This is a genomic window from Nostoc sp. FACHB-152, from assembly GCF_014697475.1.
GTDB lineage: Bacteria > Cyanobacteriota > Cyanobacteriia > Cyanobacteriales > Nostocaceae > Nostoc_B.
Window position 1 is genome coordinate 1 of the sequence record NZ_JACJRV010000094.1, and the last position, 22,896, is coordinate 22,896.

15 protein-coding genes and 1 pseudogene are annotated in these 22,896 nt (G+C 38.5%); 6 read left to right on the top strand and 10 right to left on the bottom strand.

All coding sequences use genetic code 11. From position 1 onward, the window contains the following. Positions 1 to 84: 84 nt before the first annotated feature. Positions 85 to 2,523, bottom strand: coding sequence for a COR domain-containing protein (locus H6G76_RS31890; RefSeq protein WP_190709855.1), 2,439 nt, complete (start codon positions 2,521 to 2,523; stop codon positions 85 to 87). Between the two features lie 296 nt (positions 2,524 to 2,819). Between H6G76_RS31890 and H6G76_RS31895 the strand changes: the two genes are divergently transcribed. Both H6G76_RS31895 and H6G76_RS31900 read left to right on the top strand, forming a co-directional pair. Continuing rightward, entirely contained in the window at positions 2,820 to 3,731 is a 912-nt protein-coding gene (locus H6G76_RS31895) for a DUF4351 domain-containing protein (RefSeq protein ID WP_190709882.1), read from the top strand. A gap of 165 nt (positions 3,732 to 3,896) precedes the next feature. Next, positions 3,897 to 5,042 carry a beta-ketoacyl-ACP synthase gene (locus H6G76_RS31900; protein ID WP_190709857.1) on the top strand — a complete coding sequence of 382 codons (1,146 nt, stop codon included), beginning with the start codon at positions 3,897 to 3,899 and terminating at the stop codon, positions 5,040 to 5,042. On the opposite strand, the gene H6G76_RS31905 is transcribed toward H6G76_RS31900, so the two are convergent. Further along, positions 5,031 to 8,129: a plasmid replication protein, CyRepA1 family gene (locus H6G76_RS31905; protein ID WP_190709859.1), complete on the bottom strand. Its 3,099-nt coding sequence runs from the start codon at positions 8,127 to 8,129 to the stop codon at positions 5,031 to 5,033. The two genes, H6G76_RS31900 and H6G76_RS31905, sit on opposite strands and share 12 nt — an antisense overlap. 535 nt (positions 8,130 to 8,664) lie before the next feature. Here H6G76_RS31905 and H6G76_RS31910 point away from each other — a divergent pair. Then, positions 8,665 to 9,855, top strand: a complete 1,191-nt coding sequence (locus H6G76_RS31910; RefSeq protein WP_397333886.1) for an acyl-CoA dehydrogenase family protein — start codon at positions 8,665 to 8,667, stop codon at positions 9,853 to 9,855. Positions 9,856 to 9,929: 74 nt separating this feature from the next. Here H6G76_RS31910 and H6G76_RS31915 read toward each other — a convergent pair whose 3' ends face one another. Beyond that, entirely contained in the window at positions 9,930 to 10,337 is a 408-nt protein-coding gene (locus tag H6G76_RS31915) for a hypothetical protein (RefSeq protein ID WP_190709863.1), read from the bottom strand. A 439-nt stretch (positions 10,338 to 10,776) separates the two neighbouring features. Here H6G76_RS31915 and arsM point away from each other — a divergent pair, with 439 nt between their 5' ends. From arsM to arsS, 3 genes are all read left to right on the top strand, one after another. Further along, positions 10,777 to 11,745, top strand: a complete 969-nt coding sequence (gene arsM, locus H6G76_RS31920; RefSeq protein ID WP_190709865.1) for an arsenosugar biosynthesis arsenite methyltransferase ArsM — start codon at positions 10,777 to 10,779, stop codon at positions 11,743 to 11,745. Positions 11,746 to 11,760: 15 nt separating this feature from the next. Further along, positions 11,761 to 12,720: an inorganic phosphate transporter gene (locus H6G76_RS31925; protein ID WP_190709867.1), complete on the top strand. Its 960-nt coding sequence runs from the start codon at positions 11,761 to 11,763 to the stop codon at positions 12,718 to 12,720. Between the two features lie 84 nt (positions 12,721 to 12,804). Continuing rightward, positions 12,805 to 13,812, top strand: a complete 1,008-nt coding sequence (gene arsS, locus H6G76_RS31930) for an arsenosugar biosynthesis radical SAM (seleno)protein ArsS (protein ID WP_190709869.1) — start codon at positions 12,805 to 12,807, stop codon at positions 13,810 to 13,812. Between the two features lie 547 nt (positions 13,813 to 14,359). Here arsS and H6G76_RS31935 read toward each other — a convergent pair. The 7 genes and pseudogenes from H6G76_RS31935 to H6G76_RS31965 all read right to left on the bottom strand — a co-directional run bounded on the left by H6G76_RS31935 (position 14,360) and on the right by H6G76_RS31965 (position 22,486). Beyond that, complete coding sequence (locus H6G76_RS31935; protein ID WP_190709870.1) at positions 14,360 to 15,526, bottom strand: DUF58 domain-containing protein; 1,167 nt, start codon at positions 15,524 to 15,526, stop codon at positions 14,360 to 14,362. 169 nt (positions 15,527 to 15,695) lie between these two features. Further along, positions 15,696 to 16,889 (bottom strand): MFS transporter, encoded by a 1,194-nt coding sequence (locus H6G76_RS31940; RefSeq protein ID WP_190709872.1) that lies wholly within the window; start codon positions 16,887 to 16,889, stop codon positions 15,696 to 15,698. A gap of 678 nt (positions 16,890 to 17,567) precedes the next feature. Beyond that, the gene (locus H6G76_RS31945; protein WP_190709874.1) at positions 17,568 to 18,662 is read right to left on the bottom strand and encodes a patatin-like phospholipase family protein; all 1,095 of its coding nucleotides are present in this window, start codon (positions 18,660 to 18,662) and stop codon (positions 17,568 to 17,570) included. A 248-nt stretch (positions 18,663 to 18,910) separates the two neighbouring features. Further along, the gene (locus tag H6G76_RS31950; protein ID WP_190709876.1) at positions 18,911 to 20,215 is read right to left on the bottom strand and encodes a dihydrolipoamide acetyltransferase family protein; all 1,305 of its coding nucleotides are present in this window, start codon (positions 20,213 to 20,215) and stop codon (positions 18,911 to 18,913) included. A gap of 273 nt (positions 20,216 to 20,488) precedes the next feature. Beyond that, positions 20,489 to 20,653, bottom strand: a pseudogene (locus tag H6G76_RS38320) (PemK-like protein); the annotation flags it as partial. Between the two features lie 142 nt (positions 20,654 to 20,795). Further along, positions 20,796 to 21,017 (bottom strand): hypothetical protein, encoded by a 222-nt coding sequence (locus H6G76_RS31960; RefSeq protein WP_190709879.1) that lies wholly within the window; start codon positions 21,015 to 21,017, stop codon positions 20,796 to 20,798. A 98-nt stretch (positions 21,018 to 21,115) separates the two neighbouring features. Then, positions 21,116 to 22,486: a tetratricopeptide repeat protein gene (locus tag H6G76_RS31965; RefSeq protein WP_190709881.1), complete on the bottom strand. Its 1,371-nt coding sequence runs from the start codon at positions 22,484 to 22,486 to the stop codon at positions 21,116 to 21,118. Positions 22,487 to 22,896: the final 410 nt, after the last annotated feature.

A 22,896-nucleotide genomic window follows, 5' to 3' on the forward strand; every position in this document is an offset into this window, starting at 1 on the left:
ATACCCTTAAACGGCTACCCATACCTTTGTTACCGTGCTTGATACATCGACTTTATTTACTTATCTTCACACAGTTTGGTTTTTTTATGTCGTTCTACTTACCATTTTTGTTAAATCTACAAAAGATTTCTCAGATAGACGGTCATCTTGTCGCAGTTGTAAAACGCCAATTAAGATAATAAATATAGCTGTACCAATAATCGTTAAAGCTAAATAATGAAATGGTAGTAAACCACCTAAAGCACCAATTGTAGTAAATACGATTACAAATACAAATGAATAAAACATTCCATTTCTAAAAGCCCAAGGTAGTGTAACTTGAACTTCTGATTTAGAAGAATCTTCTGGTTTTTGTGGCTCTGTCATAATGTTATTCCCTTCGATTGAATTCTGAATTACGACTTTTTCGATATTTCCTGCAAAAGTAACGGAGGAATGAGATACAAAATCTCTAATTTTATCCTGTCCTAGTTCTGTTCTATGCATCACATCATCAATTAAGCTCAAGATATTGACTTTTTCGTAAGGTAGATTATCACATTCAATTTGGTATTTCTGATTAACTACACGCTGCCGCAAGTTCTCAAATTTATAAAAGTGAGGTTCTTGATTGTCTTTACAAGTAATACAATTGCAAGGAATTAATTTGTCGTACTTAGGTGGCTTATTGTAAGATTGATGAATTTTGTCTAGTTCGTATGTAACTGTTGTCATCAAATCTCTTTTGTATGTACCTGCGACTCTGATTTTAATTTCTTTGTTGTCGTAATATTCAATTATTTCTGCTTTTGTTTTTGTTTCATCTTGGCTGAGAATTACACCACTTTTCCAGACAACTTGTTGTCCGTCCGTCACATCAATTAAATCGTGCATGGTAACGATGAACTGAGTGATGATACCTTTGGGCATGAATTCATAGGTGTAACGGAGGATAAGATTATTCGTTTCATCCCATTGATATTCGGGTTGTTTTGCAGTTAACAGTTGTGGTGCAATGTAAATTTTGGGATGGTTGGGAATTTCGTAACATAGCTTGAAGTTTTTCATTAATTGCAAAAGTTCACCTTGCTTTTGGACATATTTTTGCTCATACCAAATTTCTTTTAAGTTTTGCAAGGTGAATCTGCCCAAGTTGTTAATTACTTGTTTATCGTTCAAAACTCTATAAACTGCATCAGTACCCCACTTGGGTTTGAGGATCAGAGTATTGTATAAGATAGGGTCATCTTGAAAGTGCAAGCAGACTCCTAAATAGTGGAGATGATCGCTTAATTGCAATTTGTCTTTTTGTTCAGTAAAACCATTTTGCTGGCAGATGTTTAGATATTCATCCAAACTAATGTAATTACGTAGATCACTTTCTAAAGTTTCTCTAACTTTTATCCAAGTTTTAGGTAGTGGTATACCCAAGTGGGGTAAAGACGTAATATGATGCTTGATTTGTCGGATGACATTATCTAAACGTTGGTCATTTTTAGCTAGGTTGGTTGCTAAGGTTTCCTTGAGGTTATAAAATTGCTTTCGTAATTGTGGTTCATTAATTTCACGAGATATATCACCCTTCTCATTTTTAATAATTAATACTGGGCTGTTATTACTTAGTAACTCTACAACATTTAGCCAATAGTAAAAATCGGTGTCTTCTTTGCGATTATCAACTACTAAAGCATAGAGAGAACGTTCTGTAAGAAAGAATTGATGGGTAGCATGGTTAATTTCTTGCCCAGCAAAATCCCAGATGTTGACTCGAAATTTTCGTCCGTTTTCCATTGGGAAACCCCACTGGCTCACTTCAATTCCTTTAGTAGATTCTTCTTCTTGGAGTTGATAATTTTGGTCTTCAATCTTTTTAGCTAGTGTTGTCTTCCCTGCACCTGCCTCACCGACTATGAGTAACTTGGCTTCGTACAGGTAATCTGGGCCTTCTATCTCTAATTGCCGGAAATAATCTCTAATTCGTGCAATACCTTGTGCAGCAATTTCTGGCGGCGGCTTTTTGATGGGGTTATAGCTTAAACCTAAATATTCGAGTTGTGGCAGATTGGTAATCGCTTCTGGCAGTGTTGTAATTTTGTTACTGTTAAAATCCAGGTATTTAAGTTTTTGGAGACGGGCAATAGCTTCTGGCAGTGCCGTAATTTGGTTGCCTCTTAAATCTAAGGTTGTGAGTTGTTCCAGGCTGGATATCGCTTCTGGTATTGTCGTGATTTGGTTGCCTCTTAAATCTAGGAAAGTTAGTTGTTTCAGGCTGGATATCGCTTCTGGTATTGTCGTGATTTGGTTGTTCCTTATATTCAGAATAGTGAGTTGTTGTAGATGGGCGATTGCTTCTGGTATTGTCGTGATTTTGTTGTAGCTTAAATCCAAAATCTCCAACCATTCCAGTTCAAACACCTCAATAGGAATATGTGTTAATTTTTCGTTGTCATCATTACGCCAATCATTGCTTAAATCTAATCCTTTAAGCTTCTGCTCTTTCGCTTTTCGGATTTTTTCGAGGAAACGTTGAGGCGTTTCTGCCATACTGAGGTTCACCTATCAACGATAATTATGATTTTTTGATACTCATTAGCGAGTCTTGAATACTCATGAAAGAGGTATTAAACAATGTAAAATTTTTATTATACTGGTGTTAATGATTGACGCATTCGCAAAGAAAATCAAAACTTAGCGAAATTCTGATTATTTTCTTTTCTGACTCTGCATCTCTGTGGTAAATCAACTCTTTGGGAACGCTCCGCGATCGCGTCTACCTTAAAAACAGCGATACCTGCGGAGGTACAGCCTGCCGCAGGTATATGAAATGGTATAAATTTGACATGATAGACCATGATCGCCTGTTCAAAGAACTGTTAACCACCTTCTTCTGGGAATTTATCGAATTATTCTTGCCAGAAATTACGGCTTATCTTGAAAGAGACACCATCACCTTCCTTGATAAAGAAGTATTTACTGATGTTACGGCTGGCGAAAAATATGAAACTGATATAGTAGTAAAAGCAAAATTTAGAGAGCAAGAATCGTTTTTCTTAGTACATCTAGAACATCAAGCTTATTATCAAGAAGCATTTGATTTGCGGATGTATCGCTACTTTGCCAGATTGTATGAAAAATACGGCTTGCCAGTTTATCCCATTGCCTTATTTTCTTATGATCGCCCCAAAAGAGCCGAACCAGATTTTCATCAAGTTGCATTTCCCAATAAAGTAGTCTTGCAATTCAACTATGATGTGATTCAGTTAAATCGCTTGAATTGGCGAGAATATCTGCAACAGCAAAATCCCGTAGCTGGTGCGTTGATGGCTAAGATGAACATAGTGCCACAAGACTGTCCCAGAGTAAAATCTGAGTGTCTGCGTCTTTTGGCTACCTTGCGCTTAGATCCAGCACGAACACAATTGATTTCTGGCTTTATTGACAGCTATCTACGGCTAAATGCCCAAGAAAATGCAATATTCCAGGCGGAAATTGCCCAATTTGAACCAACTCAACAAAAGGTAGTTATGCAAATTGTTACTAGTTGGATGGAAGAAGGGATACAACAAGGACTGCAACAAGGAGAATTGAAAATAATCCAGCGTCTCTTAACAAGGCGAATTGGTGCAATTACTCCAGAATTACAAGAGCAATTGCGGGGATTATCATTAACTCAATTAGAGGATTTGGCAGAAGCTTTACTAGATTTCACTTCGGAAGCTGATTTAGTAGTTTGGTTGCAACAGCAGCAATAAGACAAGTGATACTCTTTTCCTATGTGTTCTCCGCGCTTCTGTGGTAGCCTGCGGCAAACTGCTATCGTGTTTACGTAATTTCCAGTCGGGTGTGCCTACGCACTCCAGCACAACAGGAAATGTCTTACTTCACACTTCATATTTCAGACTTTACACTTCACAAAATTGGTTAAGGTTGTTGTCACTGGTATTGGTTTAATCTCCGTTTTAGGCACAAGTTTAAAGGATAGCTGGCGAAATTTACTAGCAGGTACATCAGGAATTCAATTACAGCAACCATTTCCAGAACTTGAATCAGTTCCTATAGGCTTGATTGGTAAACAACCAGCCCGGTTAAATATGCTCAACCAGCTAGTTGTTGCTTCTGCATTAAAAGATGCTGGCTTGAGTTCCCCTTTACCAGATTGTGCTGTAGTGATTGGTTCGAGTCGGAGCCATCAAGGTGCTTGGGAGTTGCTGGCTAGACAAATGTATGGGAAAGATACCAATTGCTCATTAGAAAATTGGTTAGATACTTTACCCCATATGAATGCGATCGCAGCTGCAAGGCAAATTGGTGCAACTGGAATAATTTCTGCACCGATGGCGGCTTGTGCAACTGGAATTTGGGCTATTTCTCAAGCAGCTTTTTTAATCCAAACTGGGCAATGTAACCGAGCAATTGCTGGCGCAGTCGAAGCACCAATTACACCGCTAACTATCTGCGGATTTCAGCAGATGGGTGCTTTAGCTAAGACTGGTGCTTATCCTTTTGATGTGCAGCGAGAAGGTTTAGTTTTGGGTGAAGGTGGTGCGGTGTTGGTTTTAGAGTCAGCCGAGTTAGCCAAACAACGCCAAGCCAAAGTTTATGGTGAAATCAAAGGCTTTGGTTTTACCGCAGATGCATATCATACCAACCAGCCAGAACCAAATGGCAAAAGTGCGATCGCTGCTATTAAACAATGTCTAGAACGCAGCAATCTAAAACCAAACGATATTGATTATATTCACGCTCACGGTACAGCTACACAGTTAAATGACCGGATTGAAAGCAAAGTCATACAACAGTTATTTTCCAAAAAAGTAGCCGTAAGTTCTACTAAAGGTGCTACAGGTCATACACTAGGAGCTTCAGGAGCTTTAGGCATTGCTTTTTCTCTGCAAGCTTTGCAGCAACAAATTTTACCTCCATGTGTCGGCTTGCAGAAACCAGAATTTGATTTAAATTTTGTGATGACTCCACAAAAAAGCCCAATTCAAAATATATTATGTTTTAGCTTTGGCTTTGGTGGACAAAATGCAGTTATAGCATTGAGGAATTCATCTGATTGATAAACTTGCTAAGAAAGACTGTTGCACAGGCTCAAACTTCCTGGTTGATAAATTTGCTGTTCCCAATTGTATACCTTTAAGATTAGCTAACATCAACTCATCTCGTTGATACCAAGCCGCAAATATATTTTCTCTACCATCGTAAAAACTTTCAGGGTCTAGTTGATAACCTTCTTTAACAGGTTTTAACCTCAATCCTAATAACTTGAGTAATTTACTAAGTATTTTAATTGGTGAATTTATTTCTTCTTCCCTAACTAAGTTAATTCCTAAAATTCGTTTGATATGTTTACTATGCTGATAAACGACATCTTGCAACCAGAGCAAATCAGCATCATTTTCAGTAAAAGTTCTTGCTAGGTCGAGAAACTCTACCATTCCTAAAGCTCTCATGGCTTCAACTTTGACAGTATAAGTTTTGAGATCTGGTAAAAAAACTTTTCCGTCACCCCAAAGTAATTGTTGTTGCCATTCATGCTGATCTCTAACATGAAAATAATCACTTTCGTGGGTTAAATAATAGTGAATCAACAGTTGAGCATAATAGCCTTGGTCATCTTTTAGCTTGAGTGAAGGTGTAACTTCTACTCCATACTTTTGTCTGAGTGTGTATTTATGAATTTGATTACGCTCTGCATCAGTAAGAGAGTTTTTAAATGATAACTGTTGATATTCTACATAATCAATATCTTGGGCTTCAGCAACAATCTTGGCTGTAGCTAATTGATTTTTTTGCTTTATTTCTTTCATTTGACTTTTAATATCTTTAGCTTTTTGACGCTTATCTGTCCAGTCTCTTTGGACTTTGACAATTTCTAAAATTAATCTCTTGCGTGTTGCTAAATCATTAACGTCAGTTGCTAAAAATGCTAAACGTAAATCTCGAATAATATTATTGTGAACTGCATTACTCCGCAGCCAAATCTGATGTCCGTCAGTAGTTAAACCATCTTGCATAGACTGACGGTAAAGGCGAATAGAAGCATTAACTCTAGCAGATAACTTAGCCCAAGTACGTAAATGAATTGGGTCATATACTAAAGGCAAATCTACATCTATTTTATGTAGTGGGCTAAGTAAGGCTAAATTTTCTTTTTGATTAGATTGATACCAATCAGATAGTAAACGATAGTTTGTACTACCACTACCAATTAAACCAATTCCTCTTTTAGCGCACCAAACAATTCGAGGTACATTATCTCGCACTCTTGCTAATGCTTGTCGTGCTTCTGAATCGGGAATTACGCCTTGAAAAATGCCGTAAACTCTATCAAAATGTTGCACATCAATACTAATACCTGTTCCTAAACTAGGAGTAACAAAAATAGTATCGTAATCCGCAATTTTTTGGTTAATAGTTGCTACAAACTCAACTGCTGCATGACCGGGTGTATTAGTAGTGCGACTACTAATAACTAAGCTGTTAGGAAATTGATAACGTAATTTTTCTAACCGTTCTTTGAGATAATTTTCAATAGTTTCACAGCTATATCTTCCAGACCGACTATCGGTAGTGACATAGCATTTACGGCCTGCGAGTAAATCTAACTCTAATTGGTGAATTAAAGGTGTGGGGTTAGGTGAATCATAAAAAGTGATATCCCATCCGCGCTCAGGTTTCCATTGATTTACTAGTATCCAAGGTGTTAGTTTAGTTCCTGATAAACCCTGTAAATATTCTAATGATACATCTGATAAATCAGCATCCTGAACGATTACCAAACCTCCAGATTTTAAGACTGTGGTAATTAATTTCTGAAAGTTTTTGAGAATCTTAACACGCTTATTTTTACAAGTTTCACTATTTAATAAATGCCATAATAATTGCTCTACTTCATCTAAAATAACTATTCCACCTTGCCAATTATCTGAATTAATCTTCCAAATAGAATCAATGCATAATCCGAGAGACTCAGGATTTTTTTTATCAAAGGAAGACAAAAAATTATTAGTATTTAATCCCCATTGAATACCAATTTTGTCACATAGAAATTTTCCAAGCTGAATTCTATGGGTAATTAATAATACAGGTTGATTTTGGTTTTTAGCTTGTTTGACAATAGTTTGTAAAGCAGTCGTTTTACCTGTACCTTTTGCTGATTTCACCCCTACTAATCCGGAGTTAGGAAAAGCTATTTCGCCTAAATAAGGGCGGTTGATTGTGAGAGCAGCCGGAATCGTTAACTCTGTATGTGGTTTGGTGTGCGCTAGATAAATTTCTAAATCGACGCTTTGGCGATAAACTTTATCGAAAGCACTACTATTTTTCGCAACAATTAGCTCGTCAACGCCTTTTTCTGGCCCTGGTAGTTCTATAACTTTGACTAAGCAATTTTTTTCTTGGAATAAGCAGCCAAGTTGCGCGATCGCATTATTTACAGATGCTATAGTCTTTGCTTGAGTTTCAAAATCAAAACATATATATATGTGGCGTTTTGCAGTCGCAAACAACCCTAAGTCAGGAATCAGTTGACGACTGGTAACTTTACCAAATCCATCTTTGACAACTCGATAGCCGCTGGTAATTCCAGGAATTGCGATCGCAGCATACCCTTGGGTTAACAGTGCAGCCGCTTTTTTTGCACCTTCGCAGATAATCATGGGGATGTTCTGTTCTGTCACCCATTGCCAAAAACCAACTGCTTCTCCGTTAGCATTAACGCTGATATTAACAGGTAAGTTGAGATTGTAACGTTTGGCAGTTTCTTGCCACGCTTCCAGCGTCACTCGCAAGCAAAATACCCTTGTGGGTGTGCTGGGAGGATGTTCATATTTAATTGCTTTGCCATTATCTTTGAGGCGGGGTTGGTTTGGCTTAAAGCATCCCCATTCCATTGATTGCCAATTATTTAGCGGATCTAGTCCTGCACACCACCAACCGCCTGCGGTGATATGACTGTAACGCTGCAACCAACCACTTTTTACCATGCCTGTGTTGGTGCGAGGAAGTAGTTCAGAAATTAACAGATATTCGTAGGCGATCGCACCTTGAAGAGACTTAAAATTCATCTGCGCTAGGTGTAAATCTATACTACTGCCCTTGACTAATTCTTCAAGGTGTTTGGGTTCTAAATAGTGTAGATGCATGATGAGAAGCGCGAACAGAATAGGATGGATTTAAACCTTATCATGCCCACCCCTGGTTTTTTGATCAGCAACTACTAAGATTTTTTGATATGTTTTTATACTTCGTTCTTGTAAATACAACGGTGAATCAGTAGGCGAACTATTTTGGCTGGTGGGATCGCTCAAGTAATAAGCTTGTATTGTAATAATTGATCAAGATTAAATTTTATTTAACAGTATTAATTCGTAAATGATTAGTAATAGCTTTTGTAGATATTGTAAAACCCTTGCTATGTCAAGGTGAGAACAAAAGTATTAGCGGGACATCAAATGTTGCTTATTAGAAGAAAGTAATAAAAATAACTAAAAATAAATTAAGGGATTTCCTTTACAAATTAGCTCTTCAAGGCGATTTAATTAGATATATAGGATTCATATTTATTTTTGAAAAAAATCAGTATATTTCTCTCTTTTTTGTATCCTATTGCCTGTTGCCTATTGCCTCACTACACAAGTACTTTCAGCAATCAAACCGAATTCCTATATCATGTTACAGATGAAGCAAATAGTGTCAAAAACCTTGAGCAACCAAAGCTTAGAAACTTCCCCCACACTTTTTGAGCGGGTTGAGACACTGGCGAAAGATTTTGCCACCCGTGCAGCAACTCATGATAAAGAGGGTTCATTTCCCTTCGAGAATTTTACAGCGTTGCATCACGCGGGACTGCTGAGTTTAACTATTCCCCAAGAGTTGGGAGGTGAGGATTTAGGCCTTGCTAGTATCTGCCAAGTTATTGAGGGGATAGCCCGTGGTGATGCTTCCACGGCTTTAGTATTGAATATGCACTATCTGCAACACGCTAAAGCAAATCGCGATCGCCGTTGGCATCCTGAAGTTTATCAAAGGGTATGTTCTGAGTCGATTGCAGATATTGCCTTAATTAATGCAGCGCGTGTTGAACCAGAATTAGGCACGCCAGCTAGAGGTGGTTTACCAGCAACAATAGCAGAGAAAACTTCCACAGGCTGGCGATTAACAGGTCATAAGCAGTACACCACTGGCAGTCCTATCTTGCGCTACTTTCTTGTCTGGGCAAGGACAACTGAGGATCAACCCCAAGTTGGAAATTTCTTAGTTCCGCGTGATTTGCCCGGCTTGCAAATTGTCGAGACTTGGGATCATATGGGTATGAGAGCTACAGGCAGCCATGATTTAATTTTAGAAAATGTCTTAATTCCCCATGAATATGCTTTAGATATTCGCCCTGTTTCGGCTATATTACCCCCAGATTTGATGACTGCTGTTTGGAACAGTTTGACCTTGAGTGCTTTGTATTTGGGAGTTGCGACAGCTGCGCGAGATTGGTTAATTCAATATCTTGGCGATCGCACTCCTACTAATTTAGGAACGCCACTAGCTAACCTACCACGTTTCCAAACAGCTGTGGGCGAAATAGAAGCACTGTTATATGCTAACCGCAAACTAATTTATGGTTTGGCGCAAGAAGTTGAAACTGGAAATTATGAACCGAATGTCGGACTACAGGCACAAGCTGTAAAATATCTTTCTACAACTAACTCGATTCGTACAGTAGAAATTGGTTTAGAACTTATTGGCAATCCTGGACTAACAAGAAAGCATCCATTAGAAAGACATTATCGAGATGTTTTGTGTAGTCGAATTCACACTCCCCAAAATGATGTTATTTGTAAATCTCTGGGAAAAGCAGCACTCAAAATTCAATAAAACCTCTCCCCACAAATGGGAAGAGGTTAAGGGGATGGAGTTTTATAAAAGAATGGGCGAGTAAGAGTTATTTACTAAACTATTCCTGGCCCTCTGCCGCGTGTATCACCCTCTTCTGTTAACTCGCCTTCTTTATCTTCATTTACATCTTCAAGTTCATCGATGCGTTGTGCCTCATCTTCTACTATTTCTTGCCGCGCATCGCCAGGAACTTCGTAATACATTTCTGGTTCTACTGCGTAGTTGTTTAATAAACCTTCTTTATCTACTGTATAACCGTCTGTTGTGTGGATGCTTTGTGCATCGGTTTGGTCATCAGTAGCTGCGTCTGCTTCTCTTTCTTCTGTAGGTTTTGTCTTGTATAAATCTCCCTCTCTTTCCCTACGAGCAGCAGTTTCAGCAGGTACAATATGTCTATCATACATATCTACTTTTGCCCGTTCTGATGAATCTACAGATTTATTAGATTTTTCATTAGCCATAAATAATGTCCTCTTTAAAGAAAAGTATTTTGTTCTATATCTTCGAGAACTAGATTATGCTGTTGAATATGAAAAAACTACTATCTGAAGAAGAGATTGTAAATAAAATATTTAAAGTTTTTTTATGTCTTTAGATGTATTTTAAATTTCCATGAAATCGAAAGAAATAAACCAAATTATTAATGATAAGTTGAGTTTGTAACGAATGTAAATTTATATATGTACAACTTATAAGTATTATTTAGCGTGATCAGTCGGTCTGTAAAGAAAGTATATTTTTACTTCCTACTTCCTAACTCTGTGGAACTTTTGTTTACCAATCAAGATTACTTAAGTATTTAAAGGTCATCTCCCCTCTCAGCAGAATTTCATTTAAATGATAGTTAGTTATATTAGGATGCACACAGATGCCACAACCTAGCACCATATCAAGACTGGAATGACCTATTTAGAAACAGCAGCAGAATTTTACCGTGAAGTAGCCCAGACACCACAAGTAGGGCTTTGTTGTGTACAAACTTCGCCCTTACAACTACCAGGGCTGAAAATCCCTTTGCCGATGCAGGAAATGAACTATGGTTGTGGAACTACTGTTCACCCCACGGAACTTACAAACCAACCAACTGTAGTATATGTAGGCGTTGGCGGTGGTTTAGAAGCACTGCAATTTGCTTATTTTTCTCGCCGTGCTAGTGCTGTAATTGCTGTTGAGCCAGTTGCAGCGATGCGAGAAGCAGCTATACGTAATCTAGAAATTGCGGCTACGGAAAATCCCTGGTTTGACACCAGTTTTGTGGATATTCGGGAAGGTGATGCTTTTAATTTGCCTGTAGCTGATGCTTCTGTTGATATTCTTGCCCAGAATTGCCTGTTTAACATTTTTGAGCCAGAAGATTTAAGTTATGCGTTAAAAGAAGCATATCGGGTGCTAAAACCAGGTGGACGTTTGCAGATGAGCGATCCGATCGCTACCCGTCCTATAGCTGTTCATCTTCAACAAGATGAACGACTACGAGCTATGTGTTTATCAGGCGCACTCACTTACCAAGAATATACTCAACGTATTATAGATGCTGGCTTTGGCCAAATTGAAATTCGCGCTCGTCGTCCTTATAGGTTACTGGATGCTCAGACTTATAACTTAGAAGAAAATCTACTTCTAGAAAGTCTTGATTCAGTTTCTTTTAAAGTGGCTATTCCTGATGATGGTGCTTGTATTTTTACTGGCAAGACAGCAATTTACTGTGGTACGGAATCTTTATTCGATGACGGGGCAGGTCATCTGCTCCAGCGTGGTATCCCCGCAGCCGTTTGTGATAAAACTGCTGCTAAACTGGCAGCTTATAAGCCAGGAGAAATCATAATTACTGATTCAACTTGGCATTATAACGGTGGTGGTTGCTGTTAAATTTTAACCCCGAAAATGTTAATCATCAGTTTATTTTTGGCTACGCTATTTTTAGCTTACTCTAATGGAGCAAATGATAATTTTAAAGGTGTAGCAACGCTGTTTGGTTCTGGGACAACTAGCTACCAAACAGCGATTTTATGGGCGACAATTACAACCTTTGCTGGGGCGATAGCTTCAATTTTTGTGGCTGGTACATTAGTGAAAAACTTTACTGGACAAGGAATTTTTCCAGATAATGTTGCTAATGTGCCAGAAATTCATTTAGCTGTGGCGATCGCCTCTGGTGTAAATGTCTTAATTGCCGCTTTGACAGGATTTCCCATCTCCACTACCCACAGTTTAACAGGTGCATTACTAGGAGCCGGATTAGTGGCGATCGGCATGAAAGTTAACTTTTATGCCTTGTGGCAATCTTTTATCTTACCGCTAATTTTTAGCCCCATCATTGCTATTTTTTTGGCAGCAGGAATTTATAAGTTAGTCGAATATTGCAATGTGCAATATGGACTCATAGAAAATCAAAAAATCTTAGATACATTGCATTTCCTCAGCGCAGGAATTGTGAGTTTTACAAGAGGAATAAATCACACCCCCAAGCTGGTTTCAATTATTCTAATTATTGATTATTTTTCGATTCAAGGAGGAATGTTAACTATTGCGATGGCGATGGCTTTGGGTGGTTTGCTCAATTCCCAGAGAATTGCCGCAACCATGAGTGAAAAGATTACCTCGATGAATTCTATTCAAGGTTTATCAGCCAATATTGTAACTGGATTTTTGGCGATCGCGGCTAGTTATTCAGGAATTCCTATTTCTAGCACCCACGTTGCAGTTAGTTCTATATTCGGTGTAGGTCTAATTGCAAAAAAAGCTAATTGGCATATATTTTTGCAAATTCTCATTAGCTGGATTGTGAGTTTACCGACTGCTGCAATTACTAGTGGTATAGCCTATAGATTATTACAGAGTTAGAAAAGTTAATTTAACTTTTTTTAGTAATAGTTGTTCTGGCAATTTTAAAAAAATCCGATTAAATTTTATCAGGAAGCTCAACCTATGCAAACTAAACCAATTAATGCGCCAAATACAAGAGTTAAGGCGTTCAAAGATAAATTAAATTCTCCTTTAACAAAAAACAAAATTAATGTTTTACAAATTAATTTAGGTAAACGTTGCAATTTAGCCTGCGTTCATTGTCATGTTGAAGCTGGGCCAAAACGTACAGAAGAACTTTCCCCAGAAATTTGCACTCAATTAATTGAGTTAATTCACAAATTTCCTGAAATTCAGATTGTTGATTTAACTGGTGGCGCACCAGAAATAAATTATGGCTTTCAATCTTTAGTCGCAGCAGCTAGACAAACTAATAAACAGGTAATTGTTCGGTCTAATTTAACTATTTATTTTGAAGATGGCTTTGGTGATTTACCAGAATACTTCGCCCAAAATCAAGTTAGAGTCGTAGCTTCTTTACCTTGTTACTTAGCAGATAATGTTGATAAAATGCGTGGTACGGGTGTTTTTGATAAATCCATCCAGGCCTTGCAATGGCTCAACAAAGTTGGTTATGGACAAGACAAAAACTTAATTTTAGATTTAGTGTATAATCCCCAGTTACCTGCAAATGAAAAGTTTTCTTTAGCTCCAGAACAGACTAATTTAGAAAAAGCCTATAAAAAGTTTTTAAAAAATAATTTTGAGGTTGAGTTTAATAACCTGTTTACTATCACTAATCTACCAGTTGGTAGAACAAAAATGTATTTAGAACGTAAAAAACTCTATATACCCTATTTACAGTTTTTAGAGTCGCACTTCAATGCTAATACTGTTAATCACTTAATGTGCCGTAATGAAATTTCTATAGATTATTTGGGGAATGTTTATGATTGTGATTTTAATCAGATGATGAATCTACCTGCGAAAAATCCGCATGGAGAAAACCTCACGATTTCCCAACTACTTACAGCTAATAATTTAAACCTCATTTCTGAAGTGCAAACAGCTGCTTATTGCTATGGTTGTACTGCTGGGAGTGGTTCTAGCTGTGGTGGCTCTCTCATCTAAAATTTAGTAAAAAAAGAATAAAACTCCTAAAAATTTAGGTTTATGTCATCAAACAATCACCTACCTGCAAATTTTATTAAATTTGTCACTTTAACATTTAAAACGGTTATATGATGAGACTAGTTAAGTCTCCTCACACCACACTATAAAACCGTAGAAATTATATTTTTCTGCGGTTTTTATTTTCTAAAAAAAGAATAGCTCTATAGATTGCGGAAATAATTCTGTTACCAAAATTGTTACGAGTATGTAGCTCAGTATTTAGCTACTTTATCATGATATATAGTTAAGCTCCTCACACCACACCGAAAGCCGTGGAATATGCCGTTCCACGGCTTTTTTTTAGATACACACTAATATTCAAACCGATTATTGTGTTCCCATCTACGCATTCATATAGGAATCTGGTTTGATTACTGAACTACTTGTGTAGTTAGGCAATAGGGAATAGGCAATAGGCAATAGGCAATAGGCAATAGCAAAGAAGGCAGGTAACGATGTACTGATTTTTTTCAAAAATCAAATATGAGTCCTATAGGTGATAAATTTATAATGGTTGTAAAGGTTTTTGGAGTTGGGTTTGCAGTTCGTGTTCGCTTTGCACAACAATTCCCGGATAATCTCGATTAACTACTGCGGATTTTTGCTCTGGGACGCTACTATTTTCCCATAACACCCAGCGACTACCTTGTGGTAAAGAAGATAGAGTCAAGGGATTTTGAGTCAACCATATTAGAGGATAGCTCGGCTCTGGTTGAGTGCTTATATCTTCTTGGGATACAGTTGCTGCTAAAGTTTCTAAAACGAGGCGATCGCCTTTAACTAAACCTGTCGCAGCTGTCCATAGTTGCACTGGTATTCCTATACGTTGTGTATAAAAATATAAACTTGCTGCGGTAATAACTGCTTGCTCAAATTCATTTTCTTGCCAATTACCAGCACTATCTAAAGCAATAACTATTTCTTGTCCACCTGTAACTATTTCTAATTCTCTAACTTGCAATTCACCATAGCGCGCGCTAGTTCGCCAGTGTATCAGCCGAGTCGGGTCGCCAATTCGGTAAGGACGCAGCGATCGCACTAATCCAGATGTCGCAGTCTGCAAAGGTCGGTGACGAGAATCGCCTTTTTTGCTTTCTTCTTGTCCCATTTCATCCACTAACGGGCAAGTAGTCAAAGGTAATACGGTTGGGTAGACAATTGCGGTGGCTGCACAATGTCGGTGACGACGACTCCAAAATAAACCTAAAGGTGCGCCAGTAGATAATTCAACACTATGCCAACGATAAATACCTCGACGTTGAGTAGGTTGATAATATACCCAAAGGTAACTATCTTGACTATGAATGATGTCAATAGCCTGTCTTTTTGGTGTTCCCAAGACGAAGGGTAAGATATCCTCCACTTGCAGCAAACTAACCGACTGCTTTGTGTGATTATGAATTTCTAACTCAACTGCTAACTCATCTCCGGCTGAGACAGGTTGCAAAGGACGGCGGGTGACAGTTAAACCGACAAGCGATCGCGGTGGCAAAATTGCAGCGATCGTTAGTAGTGCAAGACTAACACCACTAATAGCGTAAAGCCACCCTGCCATTGTATTGACAGCCGCGCCAAAAAAACAAACAGCGATCGCCGCAAGTACCCAACCGCTATATGTCGGGGTACAAGCACGATTTTCTAACCAGTTGGTGATGGGTTTGGTAATTTTCATATGTTTCTTTTTTAACCCAACACCGCCTGAAACTCATATAGTAGGGAACAGGTGACAGGGAACAGGATTGAAATACTTTTTAGACCAGGGTGTAGGGGTGTACGGTGTGAGTAAGCCTTACTCTTACACTCAACTCAACAATCAATCTCAGTGCGTAAGTCCTGATAAATTAACGCCAAGCAATTTTTTTACTCAGAAAAATACATCCAGTCACTATCAAAAAGGCAACTTCAGCTAATAAGAATGCACCTACTGATGTTAAGCCGATTTGTTTAATTAATAGAGAAACGAGCGCAGTTCCGCCAGCAGTACCACCAAAGTATAAGCCAGTACCTAAGCCTGCGTGATTTGCAGGTATTTTTGCCAAGATTAAGGGAATCATACTGACAAAAACTAAACTAAAACTAACACCAAAAGCCAAGATTAAAGCGATCGCTAGGATGTAATTATCATTTAATACCGTCAAGCCCATCAAGCCCGTCATGCTTCCTAGCCCCAATAATATGGACTTGTTTGCACCTAAATCTGTTGCCCAATCAGCTAGTGGTAAGCAAGCGATCGCAGATACTAAAAGTATCTCAGAAGCAATAAATTCTACATTCAATCCGGGTAGTTGAGTTTGTAATGCTTGCGGAAAAATAGAAAATAGCAGTTTAATCTCAAACCCAGTGGCTAAACCAATCGCAAAAACTATTATTAACAGTGCAGTTGGAACTGTAGCTAATTGATCCTGATTGCGGATACATGGATTAAAAGAATGTTTGGGAGTGAATAGTTGCAAAATATATGATCCCAACATTAAAGCGAGCGCCCCAATCATAAAAGCAATCGATGCACCCATGCTATGGAGTAAAGCGTTGAGCAATGGTGCAATTGCTCCTACGATTCCCACAACCAGCACCAAGATGGCATTTGCTTGGGGTAATTCATTTGTGGAGGCAAACTGAGTTAAAAGTGCGATCGCAGGGCCACGAAACATTATGATTACGATTACCCAAGCTGTCAGCAGCACCGGAAAAATCCAACGCATCCCGAATGGTAAATTCTGTTGTGCTAATAACGAGACAGCAATCAAAATTAAGCTGGCTAACACCACCCCGACGCTAATCATTGGTAAGCGGCTACCTAAACGCTGCTGAATGCGATCGGAAATTTCACCACTCAAGGGTTCAATAATGGCGCACATTAACCCTTGCACTATTCCCAACCAACTTGCTAATTCGGCAAATTCCAGTTCTTTGAGGATTTTTGGCTGATAAAAAGCATATGCCATCCAACTTACAACAATCGCTGCTAGTAAAGCAGCTAATCCCCAAACTTGTCGGCGTAATATTTCACGGTGGGTTTTGAAAGAGTTAACCATTATTCTGCCTTATACCCGTGGTGTGATTTTAAGACAAACTTCCTAACTCAAATCGCATTAAAAATTGCAGATTTCAAAAATCAAAAAATAATTGCTTTGTACAATTTATAACACTTTTAACAATTAATTTTGGCTGATTTATAGTGAAATTACTAATAAGGTTTTTGCCAATAATGAACCTAAATATAATAATTATTACAGTCAAAAATCAAGCAAATACTCTTATCTTTACTTAGTTTTGAGGTGATTTATTGTACAATTATTATATCTGCAATCTAATTAAAAACTTGGTAAATTTGACCTTATAGCGTGATTTCAGCCATTCGTTATTTTAGATAAAGGTCAAAAACATCACTTATGACTTTTAATCAAGCTAGTATATAATTTATCACTTGATCAATTAACTTGCTGGCATTTATGAGATGAATTACCACTGCCTATAATGTCAATTACAATGCAAGTATAGGTTTAATTATAAGTTCTATTAATAGCATCAAAAATTTATTTAGTTATTTACTACTCGATTCAGAGATAAAAATAGTTATTAGAGAATCCTGCTTATTTATTACTTATGGATGACGGCAAATAAGCAAAAAAATAGTAAAAACACAATTAATTGCATTTCTACTATTTTGGGGATGGTGCGATCGCTACACTATCGAATTGTGTCTTGATAACTTAAATCCCAACTAAGACTGCTTCTTCTGATTGGTCTTGTTGAGTTAATCCTTGTGTCAGTTGTTGACAAAGTTCATCCAATGCTGAATCTCGTTGCTCAATAATCTGTTTTGCTAATGATATTAGTCGTTCAATATTTGCTGGACTAACATCATCCATATTGTCATTAGCTTTGGTTAATTGCCTTTGGAAGCGATAGTATTGTTTAGGATAACCGTCAGCTTGGGGTAATAATTGTTCTAGCTGACAAGCTACTGATTCACTATTGCCATCTAATGTAATATTTAACAATGGTTCGACCCATTGAATCAGCCCCCAATTCACGGCTTGATCGTAATTATATCTCCGATTCAGAGAACCTGTACCCAATGAAACTACCAGTATGTCATTGATGTTAAGAGGTTTTTGTTCTGGCTTTTGAGGATTTGGTTTAGCAGAAGCAATCAACGCTTCCATGAGTGCCAAGGAAGTAGGATTATTAGCAAAAACACCACCATCAACTAAGGCATAGTAACCGCTATTTGTCGGATCGGCTGTATCAATTTTGTAAGGCTTGAAATAAGTTGGGGCGGCAGAAGTAGCCATAGCGGCTTGTTTCATTGTGTAGCCATCACAAATCTTACGAAAGTTTTCACCTAATTTTTGGTCTTTCACATTATTGACAAAGAAAACTGGCATCCGTAATTCAATGTCATAACTAGTAATAAAAATATCAGTTAGTGCTTTTTTCAACAGAGTATCTTGCAAAAATTCTGTTAAAACTTCCTCTCTACCTTTAGAAGAATACTTAGCTCGTAAAATGTCATCTATTTTCAATGCTTTTGTAACTGATGACTCCGAAAAAATCCGCTTTCCATCTTTGCGATATATGTCAATCAAATCCTCAGCCTTATACTGTGGTTGCAGGGGATAGCTGGGATGAGGTTTAGTCAAAGCAGTTGTTAAAATACCTCCGGTTGAGGTTCCTGAAATTAAGTTAAATAGCTGACAAATCGGTTTACCTGTGCGTTTTTCGATTTCGTCTAGAATAATTGCTGGGATAATACCGCGAATACCACCGCCGTCAATTGATAATATTTTATAGCTATAAGCCATGTCATCTCCTAATCGTAATCTTGATGGCTGTTATTGGAAATATAGACAGTTTTAATCATATAGTTGCCTTTAATACGATAAGTTCAGTAATAATACTTGAGTCTGCCCAAAAAAATAGAGACCTGGATTTTGTATTATCCAAGTCTCATATTTGAGCCAATTTTAATTTTTTGGTTCAAAACTCAGCGAACTTTAACGTGAGTTCGATATCTTAAATCGATTGACTTTTATTAATTCAGTGATTTAGATTAGAGCGTTAAAGATTGAGGATTGGTTTCAATTAACTTGGCTAAATCTTGCAAGAAGGCTGCGGCGTGAGTGCCATAAATAATTCGGTGATCACAAGTGATATTCACCTGCATTTGTTGACGCACACCAAATAAACCATCGGGTGTCGCAACAAGCTGCGGACGCGCCGCACCGATCGCCAGAATTGAACCTTGTCCAGGTGGTAAAATTGCATCAAAAGTATCTACACCAAACATCCCCAAGTTGGATACAGTAAAAGTACCAGTCGTATATTCGTCAGGCTGTAGTTGTTTGGCGCGAGCGCGGTCTACTAAAGATTTCCAAGTACGTGAGAGCGAATAAATATCTACCATATCTGCATTTCGCAATACTGGGGTAATCAATCCGCCATCATCCATTGCAACAGCTACAGAAATATTAATATCAGAGTGATAGGCAATTCCTTGATCTGAGTAGCTGGCGTTGAGCAATGGGTGTTTTTGCAGTGTCACTGCTACAGCTTTCGCCAGCAGTGCTGTCATGGTCACGCCTTTAGATTTAATTTGTTTGTAAAGTTTGTCTAAACCATCAGTAGTAATTGTGTAGCTTACACGGAAAACAGGCGCAGATAAACTAGCCACCATACCTTTGACTACAGCATTTTGCAAGGTAGTGAAAGGTACTACTTGACCGGGAACTGCGCTGCTAGCGGCGGGTGCTGGTATTGGTGCGGCTACCGCAGGCGCAGCTGGCTTAACTGGTGCAACAGTTGGTGCAGGGGTCGCAACTGGTGTTGCAGCTGGTTTAGCCTTGCCTACTACGGCTTCTACATCTTCAGCGACGATGCGACCGTAGGGGCCACTACCTTTGAGGGTTGTTAAATCAACTTTTAATTCTTTTGCCAGCTTGCGGGCGTGGGGTGAAGCAACGAGTCTACCTTCTTTGTGGTTTGAACCGTTGCCATTTTGGGCGGCTGCGGTGGGTGCGCCGACAGCAGCTGTAGCTGGGACTTTTTCGGGCGCAGGTGTTGTCGCAGCAGCCGAACCGGAGTTAGCCATAGATTTCGCTGCTTCAATTTCTGCTTCGGTTTCAGCTACATAAGCGATCGCACTACCTACAGTCGCGGTTCCACCAGCTTCTACAATGATGTGGGCTAGATATCCTTCATAGAAGGTTTCTACATCCATGTCTGCCTTATCTGACTCGACAACCACCACTGTCTCGCCTTTTTCCACTTTGTCTCCTGGCGATTTGACCCAAGAAACGATTTTACCTTCAGTCATGGTGGAACTAAGCGCCGGCATGAATATTTCGTGAATGCTCATATGGTGGTTTCAAATCGACAAATAATTTATGGACTTTAACAGCTTTTGCCAGATCGAATTGTATCTTGGCTGGAGAGTTTTAGACTTTCTATTTTATGTCACGGAGCCGAAAACTAGATCTGGGAGACGCTGAAAATTATTGATTAGCTGGCTATTCTTGAAGCTTACAGGCGATCGCACCTAGTCCGCAATCTGGTTCAGTAGGTTTGGATCTGTTTCATTATTTTAGTGAAGTGGTATAAGTAGGTCGTTGCTTATTAGACGATAATTTACTTAAAACTGAGGCTTAACATATAAATTCCATACTTCTTTTAAACGCTTGGCATCTGATTCAGAAATTTGCCCTATTTTCGCCAGTAATAAAGACTTTTCTAGACTATCGAGTCGAGATAAACGCACGGTTGAAGGAACACGCAAGCCACTAACAGACCAGTCATTAAGTGTAACATCAGTTTGTGTGCGTGGTTTGGTAGATGTAACTACTGCTGCTACAACATCATCCCCGTCTAACTACAAGACAAGTACTGGCCGTTTTTTAGAACCTTCTTGGCTAGTAAATGGAATATCTGCTCCCCAAAATTCACCGGCTTAGATAATCATCGTAAAGCCCTTCGTCTTCTGGTGCGTAACCGTTCAAAAAAGCATCATGGGTACGGATAGATTCGGTTACTTCTGCTTTTTGTTGGATAGTGATTACCCAGTTTCCCGCAGCGATATTGTTCAGTATTGATTCTGGGAGATTCAGTTTTTCCCCTGGTTGAAGTTCAATTTCATAAATCAGCTTAATCAATTGACCATTCATCTTTTTGTTAGCTGTAGCTTCCTGAGGTCATTTTACCCTCAGCAATAACACAAGCTACAGACTACTGATAACTGATAACTGATTTAATTGCTCAGTAGCTAACCTTGAATTAATGCTTGAAATCGCTCATCATGCCGAATATTATCAAAATCAGAGTCATTTTTTGCCATTTCTCGATATTCATCAGGACTGAGATTAATCGCTTGTTGTAGATTTTCTAATGCCTGCTCAATATTACCTTGAAGTGCATAACAGCAAGCTTTATTGTACCAAGCACTTTTGTAATCAGGTTTAATGGACAAAGCTTTGTCATAGGATGCAACTGCTTGTTCATAGCGTCCTAAATTCCATAGCGCATTCCCCAGGCTGTTCCAAGCTTCGTGGTCATCAGGTTGAATTTCTAAAGCTTTGTCATAAGATGCAACTGCTTGTTCATAGCGTCCTAAATTCTGTAGAGCATTCCCCCGATTGTACAAAGCTTCGTGGTCATCAGGTTGAATTTCTAAGGCTTTGTCATAAGATGCAACTGCTTGTTCATAGCGTCCTAAATTCCGTAGCGCAATCCCCCGATTGTACCAAGCTTGGTCTTTATCAGGTTTAATTTCTAAAGCTTTGTCATAAGATGCAACTGCTTGTTCAAAGTGTCCTAAATCATCTAGCGCAATCCCTCGGTTGTACCAAGCTTCGTGTTTATCAGGTTGAATGGACAAGGCTTTGTCATAGGCGGTGAGTGCTTCTTGGTAATTTTGTCCAGCAAAATGCAAATTTCCCAGGTTAATCAGTAAATCACATTGTCGTTCAGGTGTTTGATTGTCTTCTGCAATTAATTCTTGAATTCTGAGTATTTCTATAGTTCTTTCTTCTGCTGTGAGAGTGAGATATTTCTCATAACCTCCCTCCTGAATAACGCGCGATGACTCTTGCTCTAAAGTTTCCGAATCTATAGGGAATTCAAATAAACCAGAACGCCAATCAAAAAAATCTGGCGCACGTTGAATAAAATATTTAATCGCAAATATCGGTAGCAAAAATACAAAACAGATATTAAAGTTTTCTTTTAACCGTTCTCGCTGTTGATTCAGGTTAATTAAAATCGGTGGTACACTCTTCCAACTGTATGAATAAATATCTTTACTATTCCAACCTGTTAGGCTTTTACATTCTTCATGTTCATAGAAAGAATGCTCTAAACCTGTAATAAATAAAATATTGATTTCTGCTTTATTATCTAAATTATCAATTATTTCATATAAATTACTTACGGCTTGCTGAAGTCGTAGAACTTGAATATTTTTATTGGAAATATCTTCTTTTACTTTGTTAATTAACTGCTCACCCTCAGCCGGAGAGCAGCGAACAAATAACAAGCCAAACCCTTCTGTAAAATTCAGAGTCCGCACTAAGGCTTGATATTCTTCATCTGCTTGTGAAGGTAAATCCTGATCCCAATCAGTCAATTTTAGTGACATAGTTTTAACTGTAGCAGCTTCCGCCTTTACGTTATTAGAAACAGACTTGTGTGTACACCGTAACAATCTGCGTAGATTGGGTGAAACGTAGACACTGAAGGTGGCTTCTCGTTCGCGTAGCGTCTCCCTTTGGGAGAAGGGTAGTGAAACCCAACATTGTCACGGCTTTGTTGGGTTGAGGAACAAAACCCAACTTATCCCAATTTGAAAAAAGAATGCGATAGATATACACGCTCAAACCCAATACGGTTCAGTTAGTGAAATTCAAGGCTACGGTGTACACACAAGTCGAATTACCCCCCTTGGAAAGCAGGACTGTTTCATTCTCAAAAGAAAAATGGTTGAATCAGAATGATAACAGTATTTAATCAGGGTGCTAATGACTGCCAGCTTAATCACAGAACTTAAAA

Bases quoted from the DNA above. Each gene is read 5' to 3' on its own strand.
- arsS (WP_190709869.1), top strand. From the start codon at position 12,805: ATGCAAACTAAACCAATTAATGCGCCAAATACAAGAGTTAAGGCGTTC.
- H6G76_RS31910 (WP_397333886.1), top strand. From the start codon at position 8,665: ATGAAGCAAATAGTGTCAAAAACCTTGAGCAACCAAAGCTTAGAAACT.
- H6G76_RS31935 (WP_190709870.1), bottom strand. From the start codon at position 15,526: ATGAAAATTACCAAACCCATCACCAACTGGTTAGAAAATCGTGCTTGT.
- H6G76_RS31915 (WP_190709863.1), bottom strand. From the start codon at position 10,337: ATGGCTAATGAAAAATCTAATAAATCTGTAGATTCATCAGAACGGGCA.
- H6G76_RS31895 (WP_190709882.1), top strand. From the start codon at position 2,820: ATGATAGACCATGATCGCCTGTTCAAAGAACTGTTAACCACCTTCTTC.
- H6G76_RS31960 (WP_190709879.1), bottom strand. From the start codon at position 21,017: ATGAATGGTCAATTGATTAAGCTGATTTATGAAATTGAACTTCAACCA.
- H6G76_RS31950 (WP_190709876.1), bottom strand. From the start codon at position 20,215: ATGAGCATTCACGAAATATTCATGCCGGCGCTTAGTTCCACCATGACT.
- H6G76_RS31890 (WP_190709855.1), bottom strand. From the start codon at position 2,523: ATGGCAGAAACGCCTCAACGTTTCCTCGAAAAAATCCGAAAAGCGAAA.
- H6G76_RS31940 (WP_190709872.1), bottom strand. From the start codon at position 16,889: ATGGTTAACTCTTTCAAAACCCACCGTGAAATATTACGCCGACAAGTT.
- H6G76_RS31925 (WP_190709867.1), top strand. From the start codon at position 11,761: ATGTTAATCATCAGTTTATTTTTGGCTACGCTATTTTTAGCTTACTCT.
- H6G76_RS31905 (WP_190709859.1), bottom strand. From the start codon at position 8,129: ATGCATCTACACTATTTAGAACCCAAACACCTTGAAGAATTAGTCAAG.
- arsM (WP_190709865.1), top strand. From the start codon at position 10,777: ATGACCTATTTAGAAACAGCAGCAGAATTTTACCGTGAAGTAGCCCAG.
- H6G76_RS31945 (WP_190709874.1), bottom strand. From the start codon at position 18,662: ATGGCTTATAGCTATAAAATATTATCAATTGACGGCGGTGGTATTCGC.
- H6G76_RS31965 (WP_190709881.1), bottom strand. From the start codon at position 22,486: ATGTCACTAAAATTGACTGATTGGGATCAGGATTTACCTTCACAAGCA.